Annotated in this window: 16 protein-coding genes; 8 read left to right on the top strand and 8 right to left on the bottom strand. The window is 60.4% G+C overall.

The window, feature by feature from the left end; genetic code table 11:
- Nucleotides 1-115: 115 nt before the first annotated feature.
- The 5 genes from bioD to bioB all read right to left on the bottom strand — a co-directional run bounded on the left by bioD (nt 116) and on the right by bioB (nt 4,742).
- Nucleotides 116-796: a dethiobiotin synthase gene (bioD, locus tag PSH88_RS02755; protein ID WP_305424842.1), complete on the bottom strand. Its 681-nt coding sequence runs from the start codon at nt 794-796 to the stop codon at nt 116-118.
- Nucleotides 793-1,605, bottom strand: coding sequence for a malonyl-ACP O-methyltransferase BioC (gene bioC, locus PSH88_RS02750; RefSeq protein WP_305424840.1), 813 nt, complete (start codon nt 1,603-1,605; stop codon nt 793-795). The genes bioD and bioC overlap by 4 nt, the downstream gene beginning before the upstream one ends.
- Nucleotides 1,598-2,329, bottom strand: coding sequence for an alpha/beta fold hydrolase (locus PSH88_RS02745; RefSeq protein WP_095052643.1), 732 nt, complete (start codon nt 2,327-2,329; stop codon nt 1,598-1,600). The genes bioC and PSH88_RS02745 overlap by 8 nt, the downstream gene beginning before the upstream one ends.
- Nucleotides 2,322-3,500 carry an 8-amino-7-oxononanoate synthase gene (bioF, locus tag PSH88_RS02740; RefSeq protein WP_305424839.1) on the bottom strand — a complete coding sequence of 393 codons (1,179 nt, stop codon included), beginning with the start codon at nt 3,498-3,500 and terminating at the stop codon, nt 2,322-2,324. Before bioF ends, PSH88_RS02745 begins: the two co-directional genes overlap by 8 nt.
- Before the next feature lie 186 nt (nt 3,501-3,686).
- Nucleotides 3,687-4,742: a biotin synthase BioB gene (gene bioB, locus PSH88_RS02735; protein ID WP_038981183.1), complete on the bottom strand. Its 1,056-nt coding sequence runs from the start codon at nt 4,740-4,742 to the stop codon at nt 3,687-3,689.
- 90 nt (nt 4,743-4,832) lie between these two features.
- Here bioB and PSH88_RS02730 point away from each other — a divergent pair, with 90 nt between their 5' ends.
- The 5 genes from PSH88_RS02730 (at nt 4,833) to rarD (ending at nt 10,593) form a co-directional block, all read left to right on the top strand.
- The gene (locus tag PSH88_RS02730; protein ID WP_305424838.1) at nt 4,833-5,573 is read left to right on the top strand and encodes a ComF family protein; all 741 of its coding nucleotides are present in this window, start codon (nt 4,833-4,835) and stop codon (nt 5,571-5,573) included.
- A gap of 63 nt (nt 5,574-5,636) precedes the next feature.
- A complete protein-coding gene (locus PSH88_RS02725; protein WP_305424837.1) occupies nt 5,637-6,401 on the top strand; it encodes a TOBE domain-containing protein in 765 nt (254 codons plus the stop codon).
- A gap of 68 nt (nt 6,402-6,469) precedes the next feature.
- Nucleotides 6,470-8,371 carry a PhoX family protein gene (locus PSH88_RS02720; protein WP_305424836.1) on the top strand — a complete coding sequence of 634 codons (1,902 nt, stop codon included), beginning with the start codon at nt 6,470-6,472 and terminating at the stop codon, nt 8,369-8,371.
- Nucleotides 8,372-8,566: 195 nt separating this feature from the next.
- Nucleotides 8,567-9,541: a serine/threonine protein kinase gene (locus tag PSH88_RS02715; RefSeq protein ID WP_123357589.1), complete on the top strand. Its 975-nt coding sequence runs from the start codon at nt 8,567-8,569 to the stop codon at nt 9,539-9,541.
- Nucleotides 9,542-9,705: 164 nt separating this feature from the next.
- The gene (gene rarD, locus PSH88_RS02710) at nt 9,706-10,593 is read left to right on the top strand and encodes an EamA family transporter RarD (RefSeq protein WP_305424834.1); all 888 of its coding nucleotides are present in this window, start codon (nt 9,706-9,708) and stop codon (nt 10,591-10,593) included.
- A gap of 214 nt (nt 10,594-10,807) precedes the next feature.
- On the opposite strand, the gene PSH88_RS02705 is transcribed toward rarD, so the two are convergent.
- Both PSH88_RS02705 and PSH88_RS02700 read right to left on the bottom strand, forming a co-directional pair.
- Nucleotides 10,808-11,326 carry a glycine cleavage system transcriptional repressor gene (locus PSH88_RS02705; protein WP_305424833.1) on the bottom strand — a complete coding sequence of 173 codons (519 nt, stop codon included), beginning with the start codon at nt 11,324-11,326 and terminating at the stop codon, nt 10,808-10,810.
- Nucleotides 11,327-11,652: 326 nt separating this feature from the next.
- Nucleotides 11,653-11,919 carry a hypothetical protein gene (locus tag PSH88_RS02700; protein ID WP_305424832.1) on the bottom strand — a complete coding sequence of 89 codons (267 nt, stop codon included), beginning with the start codon at nt 11,917-11,919 and terminating at the stop codon, nt 11,653-11,655.
- Between PSH88_RS02700 and PSH88_RS02695 the strand changes: the two genes are divergently transcribed.
- Nucleotides 11,902-14,079: a malate synthase G gene (locus PSH88_RS02695; protein ID WP_305424831.1), complete on the top strand. Its 2,178-nt coding sequence runs from the start codon at nt 11,902-11,904 to the stop codon at nt 14,077-14,079. The two genes, PSH88_RS02700 and PSH88_RS02695, sit on opposite strands and share 18 nt — an antisense overlap.
- Nucleotides 14,080-14,337: 258 nt before the next feature.
- On the opposite strand, the gene PSH88_RS02690 is transcribed toward PSH88_RS02695, so the two are convergent.
- Nucleotides 14,338-14,784 (bottom strand): response regulator, encoded by a 447-nt coding sequence (locus tag PSH88_RS02690; protein ID WP_305424829.1) that lies wholly within the window; start codon nt 14,782-14,784, stop codon nt 14,338-14,340.
- A gap of 265 nt (nt 14,785-15,049) precedes the next feature.
- Between PSH88_RS02690 and PSH88_RS02685 the strand changes: the two genes are divergently transcribed.
- Both PSH88_RS02685 and PSH88_RS02680 read left to right on the top strand, forming a co-directional pair.
- Nucleotides 15,050-16,990: a putative nucleotidyltransferase substrate binding domain-containing protein gene (locus tag PSH88_RS02685; protein WP_305424828.1), complete on the top strand. Its 1,941-nt coding sequence runs from the start codon at nt 15,050-15,052 to the stop codon at nt 16,988-16,990.
- Nucleotides 16,987-17,694 (top strand): 3'-5' exonuclease, encoded by a 708-nt coding sequence (locus PSH88_RS02680; protein ID WP_217857382.1) that lies wholly within the window; start codon nt 16,987-16,989, stop codon nt 17,692-17,694. Before PSH88_RS02685 ends, PSH88_RS02680 begins: the two co-directional genes overlap by 4 nt.
- Nucleotides 17,695-17,795: the final 101 nt, after the last annotated feature.

The raw sequence follows: 17,795 nt of genomic DNA, 5'->3' as shown, positions 1-17,795 counted from the left end.
ACTCGTCTGACAAAGGATCAACAGCGGCCATTGAACCAGACACGCCGACAAAAGGCCCGACAAAAACACTAATGGCACAGTGCCTTGTCATAGGTAAAACCCCAAGCCAACAATCTCAGTCCAATAGATCCAGCTGCAGATGTTCAGCCACTGCTTCAACTGTCACCGATTTGAGTTTCGGCACCCGCCCCAGACACGGCGCGGGAATGCGTTCGGCCAGCGTCGCGAGGTTCTCTTCCAGGCGCGAGGTCTTCGGATCAATGATGTTGGCCACCCACCCTGCCAACTGCAAACCATCCCGTGCGATCGCCTCGGCTGTCAGCAGTGCATGATTGATGCAACCCAGCCGTACGCCGACCACCAGGATCACCGGCAGACCCAGCGCCATGGCCAGGTCCGACAGATTGTCCTGATCCGCCAACGGCACTCGCCAGCCGCCAGCGCCTTCGATCAAGGTGAAGTCCGCGTGCATATCGAGAATCTGCCGCATCGGTGTCAACAGTGATTGCACGGTCAACGCCACGCCGGCCTCCCGCGCCGCCAGATGCGGTGCGATCGCAGGCTCGAACGCGACCGGATTGACCTGATCGTAGGTCAACGGTATCGAACACTCGGCCAGCAGTGCCAGCGCATCGGCGTTGCGCAATCCCTTGGGCGTCAGGTCGCAGCCGGAGGCCACCGGCTTGCCCGCCGCCGTGCTCAAACCCGACAATCGCGCGGCATGCAGCAGACCCGCGGCAACGGTGGTCTTGCCGACATCGGTGTCAGTGCCGGCGATGAAATAGGCTGCGCTCATAAGGGTTTCTCCAACACGGCGTAAACCACTTGATAAGTCGCCGGCAGTCCCTGTGCCTGACGAAATTGCTCGTAAGCCTCGATCAGGCCGAGGATCCGCGCCCTGCCGGTCAAACCACCCGGCCGACCGGGGTTCAGGTTATGCGCCCCAAGCGCCTTCAGCTCATGGGTCAGGCTGCGGACATCAGGGTAATGCAACACATGCGGATGTGTTTCGAGGCTGGCGACCTTCAAGCCGCTGCCCGCGCAAAGCTGTTGGTAAACACCGAACTCGCGGAAGCGGTTGACGTGCACCATGCCATCCACCTGACGCCAGCTGTCGCGCAATTCGTACAGCGTGCCTACACACAGACTAGCAAACGCGAAAATTCCGCCCGGTTTCAGCACCCGATACGCTTCATTGAGCACCGAGGCGAAATCCGCGCACCATTGCACTGCCAGGCTGGAGAAGACCAGGTCGCAGGTCGAATCCTGCAACGGCAAGCGCTCGGCATCGCCCGCGATGAAATGAGTCGCGCCGCCCAAGGGCCGGGCGTGATTGAGCATGCCTTCTGCGATGTCCAACGCCACGCCAGCACTCGCAGGAAACTTCTCCGCCAAGGCTCGGCTGAAATACCCGGTGCCGCAGCCCATATCCAGCCAACGAGCTGGGACAAAATCTTCCGGTAACCGACGCAACAACTCGCTGCCCACGTCGCGCTGCAGTTCGGCCACGCTGTCGTAGCTCGCCGCCGCACGGGAAAAGGATGCCGCCACCTGGCGTTTGTCGGGCAAGCCGCCGGGCAGGTTGGGAAGGGATAAATCAGTCATCACCGAACTCATGCAAAAAGGCCTGAATCGCCCCCGCCACACCGTGGGGGTCTTCCAGAAGAAACGCGTGACTGGCCTGTTCAATCAGACCGATTTCGACATCCGGCAGCAGTGCCAGCAGGTCCCCCGCTGCTTCGGCCGGGACCAGCCCGTCGAGGCCGGCGAACAAGTGCAATTGCGGGCCGCGAAACGCTTGCAACGCTTGCCGGGTATCCAGTTGGGCAAGCAACTCCAGGCCGCTCATTAGCACCGGTGAAGACGTATGCGGTGCGCCAGCGAGCAACAGTCGCGATATCCCGCGCGGGTCTTCGGCACCTTGGGCGCACAGCAGCGAAAAACGTTTCAACGTCATGCGCGAGTCAGCCTTGCAGCCGGCCAGAAACGCATCGAAGGTTTCGCCGGGCATCGCGCTCGACCATTGTTCATGGGCGACAAAGGAAGGGTTACTCGCCAGGGTCACCAAGCCGCAGCAGCGGTCACCGCGTCGCGCCGCCAATTCGGACGCCAGCATGCCGCCCAATGACCAGCCACCGAGCCAGGCATCCTGTGGCAACGTCGAGTCCAACTCATCGAGCCATTCTTCAAGATCGCTCGACTCCAGTTCCGGCAACGGCTCGATCTCGACTCGCAGGTGCTCATCCAAACCCTGCAAGGCCGCCGCCAAGGGTTCCAGCGGCGAAATCCCGAGGCCCCAACCCGGTAGCAGAATCAGACGATCACGCATGGCTTGGCTCCGGTCCCAGTTGTTGAAAACAATCGGCCAGTCCATTTAACAATAGCTGTACCTGCGCCTCGCTGTGAGCGGCGGTCAGGGTTACGCGCAAACGTGCGCTGCCCGCGGGCACGGTCGGCGGACGAATCGCAGTCACCATCAGCCCGCGTTCGCGCAGCATCTGCGACAGTCGAACCGCACGCCCGGCATCGCCGATCATGATCGGCTGGATCGGCGTGAAGCTGTCCATCAACTCCAGGCCAATCTGTTCGGCGCCTTGGCGGAACTGGCGAATCAGCGTCTGCAGATGCTCACGTCGCCAGTGTTCGCTGCGCAACAGCTCCAGGCTTTTCAGCGTCGCGCAGGCCAGTGCCGGCGGTTGGCTGGTGGTGTAGATGTAAGGGCGAGCGAACTGGATCAGGCTTTCGATCAGCTCTTCACTGCCAGCCACAAAAGCACCGGCCGTACCGAAAGCCTTGCCGAGGGTGCCGACCAGCACCGGCACGTCCTCCTGACTCAGACCGAAGTGCTCGACGATCCCGCCGCCATTGGCACCCAGCGGACCAAAACCGTGAGCGTCATCGACCATCAGCCAGGCGCCTTTGGCCTTGGCTTCCCGCGCCAGCGCCGGCAGGTCGGCGATATCACCGTCCATGCTGAACACGCCATCGGTGACCACCAGCGTATTGCCGGTGGCCTTCTCCAGGCGCTTGGCCAGACTGGCCGCGTCGTTATGCAGATAGCGATTGAAACGCGCACCGGACAACAGCCCTGCATCCAGCAATGATGCGTGATTGAGTCGGTCTTCCAGCACCGTATCGCCTTGCCCGACCAGTGCGGTGACCGCGCCGAGGTTGGCCATGTAACCGGTGGTGAATAGTAATGCTCGCGGGCGGCCGGTGAACTCGGCGAGGGCTTCTTCCAGTGAGTGATGCGGGCCGCTGTGGCCGATCACCAGATGCGAAGCGCCACCGCCCACGCCCCAGCGCGACGCGCCGGCGCGCCAGGCTTCGATCACTTGCGGGTGATTGGCCAGGCCCAGGTAATCGTTGTTACAGAACGCCAGCAACGGCTGACCATCGACCACCACTTCAGGGCCCTGAGGGCTTTCGAGCAGCGGGCGCTGGCGATAAAGGTTTTCGGCACGACGGGCAGCAAGGCGCGCGCTGAGATCGAAAGACATGCAGACCTCGGCAGATCAAAAAACGTGAGACTGGATGCGATCTAATGTGGGAGCTGGCTTGCCTGCGATGACGGCAGCACATTCAACATCAATGTGGCTGACAGACCGCTATCGCAGCGATGCGGCGACCCGACAAGCCAGCTCCCACATTTTTACCGCATTCCAATAGGCGAAACGATAGAAAACTCAGACAGCAGCGTTATAGAACTGCTCGCTGCTCTTCTGCTCCACCAGTGCCTGCTCAATTGCAGCCTGATGCACTTCATCGGCGTGCTCTTCGCGCGCTTCCGGCAGGATGCCCAGACGTGAGAACAGTTGCATGTCCTTGTCCGCCTGCGGGTTGGCGGTGGTCAGCAGTTTTTCGCCGTAGAAAATCGAGTTGGCGCCGGCGAAGAACGCCAGGGCCTGCATCTGCTCGTTCATCGCTTCGCGGCCGGCGGACAGGCGCACGTGGGATTTCGGCATCAGGATGCGGGCGACAGCGAGCATGCGGATGAAGTCGAACGGGTCGATGTCGTCGGCATTTTCCAGCGGCGTACCGGCGACTTTCACCAGCATGTTGATCGGCACCGACTCTGGATGCTCCGGCAGGTTGGCCAACTGGATCAGCAGGTTGGCGCGGTCGTCGAGGGACTCGCCCATGCCGAGAATACCGCCGGAGCAGATCTTCATCCCCGAATCACGCACGTAGGCCAGGGTTTGCAGGCGCTCGCTGTAAGTACGGGTGGTAATGATGCTGCCGTAGAACTCGGGCGAGGTGTCGAGGTTGTGGTTGTAGTAATCCAGGCCGGCTTCGGCCAGCGCGACGGTCTGGTCCTGATCGAGACGACCCAGGGTCATACAGGTTTCCAGGCCCATGGCTTTCACGCCTTTGACCATCTCCAGCACGTACGGCATGTCTTTGGCCGACGGGTGTTTCCACGCCGCGCCCATGCAGAAACGGGTCGAACCGATGGCCTTGGCGCGAGCGGCCTCTTCGAGGACCTTCTGCACTTCCATCAGTTTTTCTTTTTCCAGGCCCGTGTTGTAGTGGCCGGACTGCGGACAATATTTGCAATCTTCCGGGCAAGCACCGGTTTTGATCGACAGCAGCGTCGAGACCTGCACGCGGTTGGCGTCGAAATGCGCGCGGTGCACCGTCTGCGCCTGGAACAACAGGTCGTTGAATGGCTGAACGAAGAGTGCTTTGACTTCGGCCAAAGACCAGTCATGACGCAGGGTTGCAGTGGTGCTGGCGCTCATGGGCGTTTCCTTGTTTATGCTTGGCAAGCGGCTGGGGAATGGAATACCCACAGACGCGACACGGATGTTCGGCATATTTAAGGAAGAGCGATGCGCTGTCAACCACGTTACGTAGGACCGGTTTACATCTGGTTAAACAATAACCAACACTGCTTACTCTGCAGTGAAGCGACCGAAGATACCCGGCCAATCTGTATGGCCTGCGAAACCGACCTGCCCTGGCTGGGCGAGCACTGCCAAACCTGCGCCCTGCCCTTGCCCGCCACGGGCCTGACGTGCGGCCAATGCCTGAAACATCCGCCGGCCTTCGAGCGAGTCGCGGCGCCCTGGACTTACTGCTTTCCCGTCGACAGTTTGATCACCCGCTTCAAGCACAGCGCAAAGTGGCCATTTGGCCGCCTGCTCGCCGAACTTCTCGCTCAGTTCCTGCAACATCGCTTCGATGAGGATCTGGACCGGCCCGATGCGCTGATCCCGGTACCGCTGGCTTCCAAACGTCTGCGCCAGCGGGGTTTCAACCAAGCGGCGATGCTCGCCCGCTGGCTCAGCGTCAGCCTCGACATTCCTTGTGATGAAACGCTGTTGCTGAGGGTTCAGGACACCAGCGCGCAGCAAGAGTTGAATGCCGACGCCCGTAAAAAGAACCTGCGCCACGCCTTTGCCCTGGCACCCGCAGCTTCGATCAAGGGTCGCCACCTCGCATTGGTCGACGACGTGCTGACCACCGGCGCCACCGCCCAGGCCTTGGCTCGCTTGTTGATGGAGGCTGGCGCCGCGCAGGTCGACGTCTACTGCCTGGCCCGCACCCCAAAACCTGGCGATGGGGCCTGACTTGACTCTGGTGCGCCAAGCCGCCAACGTCCTCCCCATCGCCACAGCCCAAAGCGTCTCGCCATGTCCTTGCCTACGTTGTTGTCCCAGCACATTGTCCGTCGCCCGCAGCGCATCGCATTGCTGCAACACATCGCCGAACAAGGCTCAATCACCCGCGCCGCGAAAAGCGCGGGTTTGAGTTACAAGGCGGCGTGGGATGCCATCGACGAGCTGAACAACCTCGCGCAGAAACCGCTGGTGGAGCGCAGCGTCGGCGGCAAGGGCGGTGGCGGCGCCAAACTGTCCAGCGAAGGCGAGCGCGTGTTGCGCCTGTATCAAAAGCTTCAGGCTTTGCAGACTCAGGTGCTGGAAGCCGCCGAGGAGGCCAGCGACCTGGACCTGCTCGGACGCCTGATGCTCAGAACCAGCGCACGCAACCAACTGCACGGCAAGGTCGTGGCGATCGATGCACAAGGACGCAACGACCGCATTCGTCTTGAACTGGCCGAAGGCTTGCGTATCGATGCGCAGATCACTCACGACAGCACTCTGCGCCTGGAACTGCAAACCGGCACCGAAGTGGTGGCACTGATCAAGGCCGGTTGGCTGGAGCTGCTGGGAATCGATCAAGTTGCGGCGCCCGGTAACAATTGCCTGAAGGGCACGGTTGAAGAAATCCTCGACGCCGAAGACGGTCCCAGCGAAGTGCGCATTGGCCTGCCCAATGGCCAGACACTTTGCGCCCTGGCCGAGCAACTGCACGTTAAAACCCTCGAACTCACCGCTGGCAAGCCCGTTTTTGTGCAATTCGCACCGTCCAATATTCTGTTGGGCACACCGCTCTGATCAGCGCTGCAACAAAACCTTCATCGACCACCATTAAGGTGACTGCAAAAACCCGCAGGGAGCCTGATGTGAGCCTATTAGAAGACAACCAACCCACCGACCTCGAAAAGATGGTCGGCCTCAGCCGTCGTGGCTTCATCAGCGCTGGCGCCCTCTGCGGTGCAGCGATGTTTCTCGGTGGCAACCTGCTGAGTCGCAGCGTGCTGGCCGCCAGCGTCAGCGCCGGCTCCAGCAAACTGTTGGGTTTCGACAGCATCGCTGCCGCCACGACCGACACCATTACCCTGCCGCCGGGCTACAAATCCTCGGTGCTGATCAGCTGGGGCCAGCCACTGCAGAAAAATGGCCCGGCGTTCGACCCGAGCGGCAACGGCACGGCCCAGGCGCAGGAAGTCCAGTTCGGTGACAACAACGACGGCATGAGCCTGTTCGAATTCCCCGGTGACAAAGACCGGGCGCTGATGGCGATCAACAACGAATACACCAACTACCGCTACCTCTACCCCCACGGTGGCATGCCGCAATCGGCGGAGGACGTGCGCAAGGCCCTGGCCTGCGAAGGCGTGTCGGTGATCGAAGTGCAGCGCAGGAACGGCCAGTGGCAGTTCGTCCAGGGCTCGCGCTACAACCGGCGCATTCACGGTAACGCGCCCATCAAACTGAGCGGCCCGGCAGCGGGTCACGAGCTGATGAAAACCAGCGCCGACAAACACGGCAAGAAAGTCCTCGGCACCTTCCAGAACTGCGCCAACGGCAAGACGCCATGGGGCACCTATCTGACCTGCGAAGAGAACTTCACCGACTGCTTCGGCAGCAGCAATGCCGAGCAGAAGTTCGACGCCGCGCAGAAACGCTACGGCGCGGTGGTGGCCAGTAAAGACATCAACTGGCATCAACACGATCCGCGTTTCGACCTGGCGAAGAATCCCAACGAACTCAATCGTCATGGCTGGGTGGTGGAAATCGACCCGTTCGATCCGCAGTCGACGCCGGTCAAACGCACCGCGCTGGGCCGCTTCAAACATGAAAACGCCGCCCTGGCCGAAACCAACGACGGTCGCGCGGTGGTGTACATGGGCGACGACGAACGTGGCGAGTTCATCTATAAATTCGTCAGCCGCGACAAGATCAACCACCGAAATCCCAAAGCCAACCGCGACCTGTTGGATCACGGCACCTTGTACGTGGCGCGTTTCGACGCGGGCGATGGCAATGCCGATCATCCGAAAGGCCAGGGCCAGTGGATCGAACTGACTCACGGCAAGAACGGCATCGACGCCAGCAGCGGTTTTGCCGATCAGGCCGAAGTGCTGATTCATGCACGCCTCGCAGCCAGCGTCGTGAACGCCACGCGCATGGACCGTCCGGAATGGATCGTCGTCAGCCCCAAGGATGGCCAGGTTTATTGCACCCTGACCAACAACGCCAAACGCGGCGAAGAAGGCCAACCGGTGGGCGGGCCGAACCCGCGCGAGAAGAACGTTTACGGGCAAATCCTGCGCTGGCGCACCGACCGCGACGATCACGGCTCGAAAAGCTTTGCCTGGGATCTGTTTGTGGTCGCTGGCAACCCGGGCGTCCACGCCGGTACGCCGAAGGGCGGTTCGTCGAACATCACCCCGCAGAACATGTTCAATAGCCCGGACGGTCTGGGCTTCGACAAGGCCGGGCGCCTGTGGATTCTCACGGATGGCGATTCGAGCAACGCAGGCGACTTCGCGGGCATGGGCAATAACCAGATGCTCTGTGCCGACCCGGTGACCGGTGAGATCCGTCGTTTCATGGTCGGGCCAGTGGGCTGCGAGGTGACGGGGATCAGCTTCTCGCCAGATCAGAAAACCTTGTTTGTCGGGATTCAGCATCCGGGGGAAAACGGTGGGTCGACGTTCCCTGAGCACCTGCCCAACGGCAAGCCACGGTCTTCGGTGATGGCGATTTCCCGCGAGGACGGCGGGATCGTCGGCGCCTGATCTGACGCTATCGCGGGCAAGCCCGCTCCCACAGGATAGGCGCGATTTCAAAATTAGCGCATGACCTGTGGGAGCGGGCTTGCCCGCGATGGCGTCGGTGTGAACAACACTTACCTCAACCCACCCCCTAAAGAAGCCCCGTCTGCGCTACCATGTTTGGCCCGACGCGGCAGCCTGCTGCGCGCAGGAGTCAGCATGGCCCACCCGTTTGCAACGCTCACCCCAGACCTCGTGCTCGATGCCGTCGAAAGCATCGGCTTTCTCAGCGACGCCCGCATTCTGGCGCTCAACAGCTACGAGAACCGTGTCTATCAGGTCGGCATCGAAGACTCCGAGCCGCTGATCGCCAAGTTCTACCGTCCGCAGCGCTGGACCAACGAAGCGATTCTCGAAGAGCACCAATTCACCTTCGAACTCGCCGAGTGCGACGTGCCGGTGGTCGCGCCGATGATCCACAACGGTGCCAGCCTTCACGAACACAACGGTTTCCGCTTCACCCTGTTTCCCCGCCGTGGCGGCCGTGCGCCGGAGCCGGGCAATCTCGATCAACTGTATCGCCTGGGCCAACTGCTGGGTCGCCTGCACGCGGTCGGTGCTACAAAACCGTTCGAACACCGTGAAGCGCTGGGGGTAAAGAACTTTGGCCAGGATTCGCTGACGACATTGCTCGAAGGCAATTTCGTACCCAAAAGTTTGCTGCCGGCCTACGAGTCCGTTGCCCGCGACCTGCTCAAGCGCGTCGAGGAGGTCTACAAGGCCACGCCACACCAGAACATCCGCATGCACGGCGATTGCCACCCCGGCAACATGATGTGCCGCGACGAGATGTTCCACATCGTCGACCTCGACGACTGCCGCATGGGCCCGGCCGTGCAGGACATCTGGATGATGTTGGCGGGTGATCGTCAGGAATGTCTCGGTCAGTTGTCGGAATTGATGGACGGCTACAACGAATTCCATGACTTCGACCCGCGGGAACTGGCGCTGATCGAACCGCTGCGCGCCTTGCGCCTGATGCACTACAGCGCCTGGCTCGCCCGTCGCTGGGACGACCCGGCCTTCCCTCGCAGCTTTCCGTGGTTCGGCACCGAGCGCTATTGGGGCGATCAAGTGCTGGCGCTGCGTGAGCAATTGGCGGCGCTGAATGAAGAGCCACTGAAACTCTTCTAAACGCCACCGACCTGTACAAGGAGCGAGGCTTGCCCGCGAAGAACGATGATGCGGTTCGTCAGACAAACCGCGTCATCGTTCTTCGCGGGCAAGCCTCGCTCCTACAAAAGTCACCACACATCTATACAATCCCCTCTTTGTTAGCTGCCTAAGCAAGGATTCTCATGCAAGCCGCCAACCCGCGTCGCGGGTACATCCTGGGCCTGAGTGCCTACATCATCTGGGGACTGTTCCCGCTTTACTTCAAAGCTATTGCCAGCGTGCCCGCCGTGGAGATCATCATCCACCGAGTGCTGTGGTCCGCGCTGTTCGGCGCTTTGCTGCTGCTCGTCTGGAAACATCCCCGCTGGTGGCGTGAGTTGCGTGATAACCCGCGACGGCTGGCAATCCTGGCCCTGAGCGGGACGTTGATCGCCGCCAACTGGCTGACCTACGTCTGGTCGGTGAATAACGGACGCATGCTCGAAGCCAGCCTCGGTTATTACATCAACCCGCTAGTAAACGTGCTGCTGGGAATGCTGATCCTCGGCGAACGGCTGCGGCGCATGCAATGGATCGCGGTTGGCCTGGCAGCGGTCGGTGTTGCGCAGCAAGTGTGGCAAGTCGGCAGTCTGCCGTGGGTGTCGCTGGTACTGGCATTGACCTTCGGCTTCTACGGATTGATCCGCAAGCAGGCACCGGTCAAGGCGCTACCGGGGCTGGTGGTGGAAACCTGGATGCTGGTGCCGATTGCTGTCGCCTGGTTGCTGTTCAATCCGACGGCGACCAGCGCGCAAGCCGAATTCTGGACCACCTCTGAAGCCTGGTGGCTGGTGGCTGCAGGTCCCGTGACGCTGGTGCCGCTGGTGTGTTTCAACGCCGCCGCTCGGCATTTGCCCTACACCACCCTCGGGTTTCTCCAGTACCTGGCGCCGACGCTGGTGTTGTTGCAAGCCGTTCTGCTGTTTGGCGAGCACTTGTCGTCCAGCACGCTGGTGGCGTTCATCTTTATCTGGGCCGGTCTGGCGGTTTATAGCGTCGACGCGTGGATAAGTCTGCGCCGCCGCAGCTGATCAGAAAACGTACAAATCTCTACAGGCCACGCCTCCCGTGGCCTGCATCCATCCTTCCCAAGGTTATCCACAGCGTGATCCCCGGCGTTTGTGCGCAAGTCACTGAAACTGCTGGTTTTTTGATCAGGTCCTGCAGAGCCACGGCCGACGTGGTCTGGCGAGGGGTCTCTACAGGTTATCCACAGGCAGGTGCACGTATAACTTGGATAACCTTTCAGGGTTCGCTGCGCAGTACCAATTCGACCATCAGGTCGTCCGCCAGGGTTTCCAGGCGCGATTGCAGCACCTCCAGCGACAAGGTCAGTGGCACCGCAAGAATCGCCTCGGCATGGAATAGCGGCTCGCTGCTCATCGGCGCCGGTCGAACTTCGGTCACCAACTGCTCCAGGTTCACGCCCTGCTCACTCAGCAGACGCGTAATATCTCGCACAATGCCCGGACGATCATTGCCCACCAGTTCCATGGCAATCGGCTTCCAGGTGCAGGACTGTTCGATGCCGCTTTCGGCGATCAGCACGCGGATCCCTTGAACCGACAATCCTTGCAGGGCGTCTACCAGTTCGTCGTAGGCCTCGGCCGGCACACCCACCCGAAGAATCCCGGCGAACTGCCCGGCCATGCGCGACATGCGGCTCTCCAGCCAGTTACCGCCGTGCTCGGCAATGCATTGAGCAATGCGCTCGACCTGCCCGGGCTTGTCTGGCGCAATTACAGTGAGTACGAGATGGTCCATGGCGCAGCCCTCTGGTCATGACTTTTGTTATAGAAAAACAAGTATAGGCAAGGGTTGATGGGTGCCTGGAGTAGATTCGATTGTGTGTTGAATCGACCGGCCCCTTCGCGGGCAAGCCTCGCTCCTTGGTTCCCGTCGTTCCAATGATTGTGGATTACCTCAACCTGCCCGCGAATGGGGCACCACCAGAATTCCGCAAAACCATAAATCGTGTACAAGTTTTTATATTTAACTGGAACAATCCAATAGTTTTTTGAGAACATCCCGTTCCCCGGCATGACCGCAATGCGTCATGGGGTCGCAGAACGACGTAATTAGTCTAATTTTCACAACCGCAATTCATCATGTAGTATGCCGCAGCGCGCACTACATAACGCTGGATCGATGTCTGCCGCAGGTGCCGTCGCAACCCCTGAAAGCCCTGTCAGCAAGGCCGCAAAGCCGTTGATCGGATCGAACCCAGCCGCCAGCAATGGCATGTACTGGTAGAAGGGTTTGTGGTTTAAATGGCCAGAGGCTTCATTGTTAAATTGAAGAGCTGAAAAGCGAAATAGCTGAGCAGAGTGAGGCAAGCAATGACTGAACACGTTCAAGTCGGTGGCCTGCAGGTCGCCAAAGTCCTGTTCGACTTCGTGAACAACGAAGCCATTCCCGGTACCGGCCTCACCGCCGACACGTTCTGGGCCGGTGCCGACAAGGTCATCCATGACCTGGCGCCGAAGAACAAAGCCCTACTCGCCAAACGCGATGATTTCCAGGCACGTATCGATGCCTGGCACCAGGCTCGTGCAGGTGTTGCGCACGATGCGGTGGCCTACAAAGCCTTCCTGCAAGACATCGGTTATCTGCTGCCAGAAGCGGCTGATTTCCAGGCAACGACACAAAACGTCGATGACGAAATCGCCCGCATGGCCGGTCCACAACTGGTGGTACCGGTGATGAACGCGCGCTTCGCGCTCAACGCCTCGAACGCCCGCTGGGGTTCGCTGTATGACGCGCTCTACGGCACCGACGCCATCAGCGAAGCGGACGGCGCGGAAAAGGGCAAAGGCTACAACAAGGTTCGCGGCGACAAGGTCATCGCCTTCGCCCGCGCCTTCCTCGACGAAGCCGCGCCATTGGCTGCCGGCTCCCACGTCGACTCCACCGGCTACAAGATCGTTGACGGCAAACTGATCGTCGGCCTCAAAGGCGGCAGCAACACCGGCTTGCACAACGATGCCCAACTGATCGGTTTCCACGGCGATGCAGCCGCCCCCACCGCGATCCTGCTGAAGAACAACGGCCTGCACTTCGAAATCCAGATCGACGCCAGCACCCCGGTCGGCCAGACCGATGCGGCCGGTGTCAAAGACATCCTGATGGAAGCTGCGCTGACCACCATCATGGACTGCGAAGACTCGGTCGCCGCAGTCGATGCCGATGACAAAGTGGTGATCTACCGCAACTGGCTCGGCCTGATGAAGGGCGACCTGTCGGAAGAAGTCTCCAAGGGCGGTCAGACCTTTACCCGCACCATGAACGCCGACCGCACTTACACCGCTCTCGATGGCAGCGAACTGAGCCTGCACGGTCGCTCACTGTTGTTCGTGCGCAACGTCGGTCACCTGATGACCATCGATGCGATCCTCGATAAAGACGGCAACGAAGTGCCGGAAGGTATCCTCGATGGCCTGGTGACGTGCCTCGCGGCGATCCACAGCCTCAACGGCAATAGCTCGCGCAAGAACAGCCGCACTGGCTCGGTCTATATCGTGAAGCCGAAGATGCACGGCCCGGAAGAAGCTGCGTTCACCAACGAGCTGTTCGGTCGCCTCGAAGACGTCCTCGACTTGCCGCGCAACACGCTCAAGGTCGGGATCATGGACGAGGAGCGCCGTACCACGGTCAACCTCAAGGCCTGCATCAAGGCTGCCGCCGAACGCGTGGTGTTCATCAACACTGGCTTCCTCGACCGCACGGGCGACGAAATCCACACCTCCATGGAAGCCGGCCCGATGGTGCGCAAGGCCGACATGAAGGCTGAAAAATGGATCAGCGCCTACGAGAACTGGAACGTCGACATTGGCCTGAGCACTGGCCTGCAAGGTCGTGCCCAGATCGGTAAAGGCATGTGGGCCATGCCGGACCTGATGGCAGCGATGCTCGAACAGAAAATCGCTCACCCGATGGCTGGTGCCAACACCGCTTGGGTTCCATCGCCGACCGCCGCCGCGTTGCACGCGTTGCACTATCACAAGGTCGATGTATTCGCCCGTCAGGCCGAACTGGCCAAACGTGCTCGCGCTTCGGTGGACGACATCCTGACCATCCCGTTGGCCGTCAATCCAGACTGGACCACGGAGCAGATCAAGAACGAACTGGACAACAACGCCCAGGGCATTCTTGGCTACGTGGTGCGCTGGATCGACCAGGGCGTGGGTTGTTCGAAAGTGCCGGATATCAATGATGTCGGCCTGATGGAAGATCGTGCGACGCTGCGTATTTCCAGCCAGCACATCGCCAACTGGCTGCGCCACGGCATCGTCACTAAAGATCAGGTGATGGAAAGCCTCAAGCGCATGGCGCCAGTGGTTGACCGTCAGAACGCCAACGATCCGCTGTACCGCCCGCTGGCACCGAACTTCGACAGCAACATCGCCTTCCAGGCGGCGGTCGAACTAGTGGTCGAAGGCACCAAACAGCCGAACGGCTACACCGAGCCGGTGCTGCACCGTCGTCGTCGCGAGTTCAAGGCTGCCAATGGCCTTTGAGTAAACGCTGACGCTGGACGTGAAAAAGCCCTGATCGAAAAGATCAGGGCTTTTTCATTTACGCTGTCTCTTCCTGAAATAGGTTCACACCTGTTTCAGGAAGAGACACGCTGCGGTCCCCTGTGGCGAGGGAGCTTGCTCCCGCTCGACTGCGCAGCAGTCGTAAATCCGGTGTATCAACATTGGGATTGGGGCTGCTTCGCAACCCAGCGGGAGCAAGCTCCCTCGCCACAAAAGCTGCCAACCTGGAAGTCCGCGCTACACATCCATCCCCAGCTCATGCTTGACCAACTCAAGCAATTTTTCGCTATTGATGGGCTTGAGCAAAAAGTCCACGACGTGCAAATGCATGGCTTCGATCGCATCCTTAACGTCAGCATCGCCGGAAACGATGATGATCGGCAACGCCGCGCGTGGCGATTCCCGCACCAGACGGATCAGTTCCAGGCCATCGACGTGCCCCATCCGCAGATCGGTAATCACAAGGCCGATCGATGGTTTGGTCTCAAGCATTTTGAGTGCGGTTTCGCCGCTGGCCGCCGTCATGCAGTGAATGCCATCCAGCCCCAGAATTTCCGACAGCAATTCCCTGGAGTCCTTATCGTCATCGACGACCAGAACCCGCTGTGGCGGCAAGTCTGGTTCCAGCATGACGGCACTGAGCGCTTCGCGCTCGGCATCACTCAAAATATCGTGGTCGGACATGGCTTTCTCAACGTTTTCGATTCGATCCCCGGCACAGTGGTCAGACATCGCCTAGCAGAGCTTCAATGTGCACTTCGTCGGAAACATTTCCAATAGACAATGTAGGAGGTTTTTCCCGCAATTGTGTCAGACATTTCCCATATTACGGCAGCCGCACTGCCTACCTAGACTTACGTCCAATGGGCACCCTGCCCGCAGGGGCCGACCATGCCTGTAACGATCTGACACAACGATCCGACACAACAATCAGAAAAAGACTGCGGTAATGGTTATGAGTAAAGCGGACGCCTTCACCCAGGCAGGGAAAACCGCGGTGTTGCAGAACATCCAGGGCACTTTGCAATTCCTCCAGCGCTTCCCGCCGTTCAATCAGATGGAAAATGCCCACCTGGCCTATCTGGTCGAGCAATGTCAGCTGCGTTTTTATGCCCCCGGCGAGAGCATCATCAAACCTGCCGATGGCCCGGTTGAGCATTTCTACATCGTCAAACAGGGCCGTGTCGTGGGCGAACGTCCGCACACGGCCAAGGGCGGGACCGAAACCACCTTCGAAATCACCACCGGCGAGTGTTTCCCCCTCGCCGCGCTACTGGGGGAACGGGCGACTCGCACCGAACATCTGGCGGCCGAAGATACCTTTTGCCTACAGCTGAATAAGCTGGCGTTCATCAAACTGTTCGCACTTTCCAGCCCGTTTCGCGACTTTGCCCTACGCGGCGTCAGCAGTTTGCTGGATCAGGTCAACCAGCAAGTCCAGCAAAAAGCCGTGGAAACCCTTGGCACCCAGTACTCGCTCAATACCCGGCTGGGCGAACTGGCCATGCGTCACCCGGTGACCTGCAGCCCTATCACCCCTCTGCGTGAAGCCGTGACGCTGATGCACGATCAGCAAGTCGGCAGCATTGTGGTGGTCGATGAGCAAAAGGCGCCGCTGGGCATTTTCACCCTGCGCGACTTGCGACATGTGGTGGCCAACGGCACCAGCGACTTCAATGAGGCCATCGAACGGCACATGACCCGGGCACCGTTTTACCTGACGCCGGACCACAGCGCCTTCGACGCCGCGATTGCCATGACCGAGCGGCACATCGCCCATGTCTGTCTGGTCAAGGACCAGCGCCTGTGCGGCGTGGTCTCGGAACGCGACCTGTTTTCCCTGCAAAGGGTCGATCTGGTGCATCTGGCGCGGACTATTCGCAGCGCCCAGAAGCTGGAAAATCTGATGGCGATGCGCGGCGAAATCGGTCAATTGGTGGAGCGGATGCTGGCCCACGGCGCGTCCTCGACCCAGATCACCCACATCATCACCCTGCTCAACGACCACACCGTGTGCCGGGTGATCGAACTGGTGCTCGCTGAGAAGGGTGACCCTGGCGTGCCGTTCAGTTGGCTGTGTTTCGGCAGCGAAGGCCGCCGCGAGCAGACGCTGCACACCGATCAGGACAACGGCATTCTGTTCGAAGCCCGCGACGCGGCCCACGCCGCCGAGATTCGCGGCAAGTTGCTGCCCATCGCCCAGCAGATCAATCAGAACCTGGCGCTATGCGGCTTCACCTTGTGCAAGGGCAACATCATGGCCGGCAACCCCGAGCTGTGTTTGTCCCGGGCCGAATGGGCGCGACGCTTTGCGGCGTTTATCCGTGAGGCGACACCGGAAAACCTGTTGGGGTCGAGCATCTATTTCGATCTGCGCGTGGTCTGGGGCGACGAGCGAGGCTGCGAGCAGCTGCGCCAGGGCATTCTCGATCAGGTCGGCGACAACCGGTTGTTCCAGCGGATGATGGCCGAAAACGCCCTTCGCAACCGCCCGCCCGTGGGCCGTTTCCGCGAATTCGTGCTGGCGCGCAAGAATGGCGAGAAAGCCACCCTCGACCTGAAGCTCCAGGGCTTGACCCCTTTCGTCGATGGCGCTCGAGTGCTAGCCCTGGCCCACGGCATCGACACCAACAATACCCTGGAGCGCTTTCGTCAATTGGTGGCCAAAGAGGTCATCGAACGGCTAGACGGCGCGGCGTACGAAGAGGCGTATCACTTCATCCAGCAAACCCGCATGCAGCAACATCAGCTACAGACTCGCGAGAATTTGCCCTACTCCAACCGCGTCGATCCTGACAGCCTCAATCATCTGGACCGACGCATCCTGCGTGAATCCCTGCGCCAGGCCCAACGCCTGCAAAGCAGCCTGACCCTGCGGTATCAGTTATGAGCCTGTTTTCATGGCTGCGGCCGGTAAACCCCATTTTGCCCGGCGAACTGCAACAACGTCTGGAGCGCTTGCCTGCCGTGGCCGAGCTCGGCGATTGCAGCCTGCGCGAGCAGCGCTGGGTGGTGCTCGACCTGGAAACCACCGGGCTGAACCTGAATAAGGACCGACTATTGTCCATCGGCGCGGTGGTGATCGAGGACGGGGCGATCGATTTCAGCCAGCAATTCGAACGCACGCTGCAATGCACCGAACTCAAACTCGGCCCCAGCGTGTTGATTCACGGCCTGGGCCCGAGCGCCATTGCCGCCGGCAGCGACCCCGCGCAGGCCCTGCTCGAATTCATGGAATTCGTCGGCGACAGTCCAGTGTTGGCGTTTCATGCGCCGTTCGATCAGCACATGTTGGGGCGCGCACTGAAAGAACATCTGGGCTACAAGTTGCAGCATCCGTTTCTGGATGTGGCGGACATCGCGCCACTGCTGTGCCCGCAGGCGCATTTTCGCGAGGCCGGGCTGGACGAGTGGATCGACTGGTTCAAGCTGGAGGTCTTCGAACGGCACAACGCCAGTGCCGATGCCTTGGCGACGGCGGAGCTGGTGCTGATTTTGTTCAGCCGGGCGCGGCAGCAGCAGATTCATAGCCCGTTGAATTTGCAGCAGCGGTTGAGTCAGTGGAAGCGGCGGCGGCAAGCGCCTTCGTTCTAGATCTTCGGTGACTGTTCGGGCCCATCGCGGGCAAGCCACGCTCCCACAGGTTTTGTTTCGTCTGCCGATTTCGCAAACGACGCAAAACCTGTGGGAGCGTG

The sequence above is a fragment of the Pseudomonas wuhanensis genome (genome assembly GCF_030687395.1).
Taxonomy (GTDB): Bacteria; Pseudomonadota; Gammaproteobacteria; order Pseudomonadales; family Pseudomonadaceae; genus Aquipseudomonas; species Aquipseudomonas wuhanensis.
The sequence above is the reverse complement of the archived record's forward strand: the minus strand, read 5'-3'. Positions and strand labels throughout refer to the sequence as shown.

Excerpts from the sequence above, each read along its gene's own strand:
- PSH88_RS02745 (WP_095052643.1), bottom strand. The coding sequence starts at position 2,329 with ATGCGTGATCGTCTGATTCTGCTACCGGGTTGGGGCCTCGGGATTTCG.
- PSH88_RS02695 (WP_305424831.1), top strand. The coding sequence starts at position 11,902 with ATGACTGAACACGTTCAAGTCGGTGGCCTGCAGGTCGCCAAAGTCCTG.
- PSH88_RS02690 (WP_305424829.1), bottom strand. The coding sequence starts at position 14,784 with ATGTCCGACCACGATATTTTGAGTGATGCCGAGCGCGAAGCGCTCAGT.
- bioC (WP_305424840.1), bottom strand. The coding sequence starts at position 1,605 with ATGACTGATTTATCCCTTCCCAACCTGCCCGGCGGCTTGCCCGACAAA.
- PSH88_RS02715 (WP_123357589.1), top strand. The coding sequence starts at position 8,567 with ATGGCCCACCCGTTTGCAACGCTCACCCCAGACCTCGTGCTCGATGCC.
- bioD (WP_305424842.1), bottom strand. The coding sequence starts at position 796 with ATGAGCGCAGCCTATTTCATCGCCGGCACTGACACCGATGTCGGCAAG.
- PSH88_RS02725 (WP_305424837.1), top strand. The coding sequence starts at position 5,637 with ATGTCCTTGCCTACGTTGTTGTCCCAGCACATTGTCCGTCGCCCGCAG.
- rarD (WP_305424834.1), top strand. The coding sequence starts at position 9,706 with ATGCAAGCCGCCAACCCGCGTCGCGGGTACATCCTGGGCCTGAGTGCC.
- bioB (WP_038981183.1), bottom strand. The coding sequence starts at position 4,742 with ATGAGCGCCAGCACCACTGCAACCCTGCGTCATGACTGGTCTTTGGCC.
- bioF (WP_305424839.1), bottom strand. The coding sequence starts at position 3,500 with ATGTCTTTCGATCTCAGCGCGCGCCTTGCTGCCCGTCGTGCCGAAAAC.
- PSH88_RS02680 (WP_217857382.1), top strand. The coding sequence starts at position 16,987 with ATGAGCCTGTTTTCATGGCTGCGGCCGGTAAACCCCATTTTGCCCGGC.
- PSH88_RS02730 (WP_305424838.1), top strand. The coding sequence starts at position 4,833 with ATGCGCTGTCAACCACGTTACGTAGGACCGGTTTACATCTGGTTAAAC.
- PSH88_RS02685 (WP_305424828.1), top strand. The coding sequence starts at position 15,050 with ATGGTTATGAGTAAAGCGGACGCCTTCACCCAGGCAGGGAAAACCGCG.
- PSH88_RS02705 (WP_305424833.1), bottom strand. The coding sequence starts at position 11,326 with ATGGACCATCTCGTACTCACTGTAATTGCGCCAGACAAGCCCGGGCAG.